3 protein-coding genes are annotated in these 1,924 nt (G+C 31.4%); 1 reads left to right on the forward strand and 2 read right to left on the reverse strand.

Annotated features, from left to right (window positions below; genetic code table 11):
- On the forward strand, window positions 1-213 hold a 213-nt coding region (locus AC4FQX_RS15065; RefSeq protein ID WP_491168543.1), incomplete at its 5' end, for a hypothetical protein.
- 90 nt (window positions 214-303) lie between these two features.
- Here AC4FQX_RS15065 and AC4FQX_RS15070 read toward each other — a convergent pair.
- Together AC4FQX_RS15070 and AC4FQX_RS15075 are read right to left on the reverse strand one after the other, a co-directional pair.
- The gene (locus AC4FQX_RS15070) at window positions 304-1,014 is read right to left on the reverse strand and encodes a hypothetical protein (RefSeq protein ID WP_491168544.1); all 711 of its coding nucleotides are present in this window, start codon (window positions 1,012-1,014) and stop codon (window positions 304-306) included.
- Window positions 1,014-1,877, reverse strand: a complete 864-nt coding sequence (locus AC4FQX_RS15075) for an RHS repeat domain-containing protein (RefSeq protein WP_491168545.1) — start codon at window positions 1,875-1,877, stop codon at window positions 1,014-1,016. Before AC4FQX_RS15075 ends, AC4FQX_RS15070 begins: the two co-directional genes overlap by 1 nt.
- Window positions 1,878-1,924: the final 47 nt, after the last annotated feature.

Genomic DNA, 1,924 nt, shown 5'->3' on the forward strand with positions numbered 1-1,924 from the left:
GCAAATGCTCTTGGTGTAGGGATGAAGGATTTTTTTAATGAAGAAAACCTATTTAAGGATATTGATTCTTTAAATAAGTCAATTATAGAAAAAGTTCAATTAATGGAGCAATTGGAAGAAAAACAAAAGGAAGCAATATTTAATATTATTGATATGGCGGTATATAATGCCAAGCTTAAAAAAACCTTATCCAATGCTTTGGCACTAGAATAAACACCGCTCTTAAATAAAATCATTACCATATACAACAAAAGAGCCCGCTAAATTTAGCGGGCTCTTTACGTATTATATAACTCTATATTATCATTCCTTTACATAAATAGTTTTCTCGACATAAATTTTCCGTTCCTCATGAATCAAACCATCTTTTGGAGGATTATATTCTATTGTCTCCGACAAAACACCTCGGATATACTTCTTCCCTGGTTTAGAATACTGTAAAGCAAATAATATAGTTAAATTATAGCCCTCTTCTATATCATCCGTTAAATTATCAAGACTTTTTATAGTATCTTTTTTTATTACTGAATAATTAGAAAAATCATAATTAAATTTATTTCCTTTACTTGGACGGATAAATATTAATTTGGAATCATAAGAAAACAAAGGTCTTCTTAAAAGAATTGAAATCTTAATAGGCTCATTAACTTTTATAGTATCTTTTTTTAAATCAGTTAAATAATAATGACCTTTAAGGAAAAGAGTGTCTCCTTTTTCATCAAAGAAAAACGTTTGATTAAGATATGATTCTCCTGCTACATCTACAAATTCATGGGTATAATCCAATGTATTATCTTTATAATATTTCCACCAGCCTATTTTTATAGAATCCTTGGTTATCAATCCTTCATTTTCTACAAATCCATTAAGATCATAATTAATCTGTTTGGATAAAGTATCATTAATTTTAATAATTTCTTGTTTTGAATTAACTATTTTTTGATTTTCTTTTACCTCTTTTTTACAAGAAAAAAGAAATACACTAAGAAATAATAGTATAAATAAATTTCTCATTAATCTTCTTTTTCTATTTTGACTGAAATATTCTTATTTGCTCCCCACTTCGAAATTATAATAGAATCCTTAACAGCTCCCTCCCTTGTATCTGACGTTCTCTCTATTGTTTGAACTGGACTAAAAGATTTTCCGTTTATAACTCTACCTCCTGATTCATAAGACCCTATAGTTCTATAGGTTCCCTTCTCAGGAGTATCATCAGCAGAAATTTCTATAGGTTTTATATCAAATTTTTCTTGCATTCTTTGTCCTATTTCTATTCCCTGAACTGTTACTTGAATAGATAAAGCCATTCTCATTCTCATACTACCTCCTATTCCGTCTCCTTGTGAAGTTGCAAAACTTCCTGCTTGTATTAATCCGCTTACATCAATCCAATCTGCATTACTACTAGCGTTGGACTTAGCAAGCAGAGATTGATCTCCTGAAGAACTGCCTCCTCCATGCATAACAAAACCGCCCTGATTTTTCATTCTCCATCCATTATCTAAAATAGATTTATTTCGAATCATATCTCTTTTGATCTTAGCCTTTTGATTAACATAATACTCTTTCATTTTGTCAATCAATCCTTTTTTAACTGGAGGGTCTTCAAACATTCCCGTAGGATCAATAAAATAAATTGGATTATTAAAGAATATACGATACGGTGACCAGCCTGGCGCTTGATGCGCTAATGGATCGTTTTGCCATCTTCTTCCTAAACGAACATCTAAACCATATCCACCGAAATCATAGCTGTTACCCTCGCCCTTAATTTCGTTGTCTTTTTCATGTCCTCCAAATCCCCACCTGTATTCATTACTAGAAGCATGGCGATTTGGAACTTGCATACCAAAGGGAGAATAACTTCCACCCATATTTAGCGACTTTCAGCACTTTTTGTACATAACACCCTACAAAACTA

The sequence above is a fragment of the Flavobacterium sp. AK-301 genome, from assembly GCF_058310215.1.